Origin of the sequence: Neobacillus mesonae (assembly GCF_023715155.1) — a bacterium.
Lineage (GTDB): Bacteria > Bacillota > Bacilli > Bacillales > Cytobacillaceae > Neobacillus > Neobacillus mesonae_A.
This window is the reverse complement of the sequence record NZ_JAMBNQ010000152.1, coordinates 1-255: the sequence shown is the minus strand read 5'-3', so window position 1 is coordinate 255 and position 255 is coordinate 1. Positions and strand designations below refer to the sequence as shown.

The following is a 255-nucleotide window of genomic DNA, read 5'->3' as shown; positions in this document are numbered from 1 at the left end:
TTACAGAGATTTTAAAGAGGTGAATGAAATGCTAACTAAAAATACACAGATTAATCGTGATCAGATAGAAATGATTGCTTTAGATCAACTTGTACCTGCAAACCATTTAGTTCGTAAGATAGAAGCAACTATTGATTTTTCATTTATCTATGGACTAGTTCAAGACTTATATTCATCTGAACGAGGACGACCAAGTATTGATCCTGTTGTATTAATAAAGATGGCTTTCATTCAATATACCTTCGGTATTCGTTC

General features: G+C 32.2%; 1 protein-coding gene. It reads left to right on the top strand.

From position 1 onward, the window contains the following. Window positions 1–28: 28 nt before the first annotated feature. The coding region (locus tag M3183_RS26940) for a transposase (protein ID WP_396953769.1) at window positions 29–255 on the top strand (227 nt) is incomplete at its 3' end.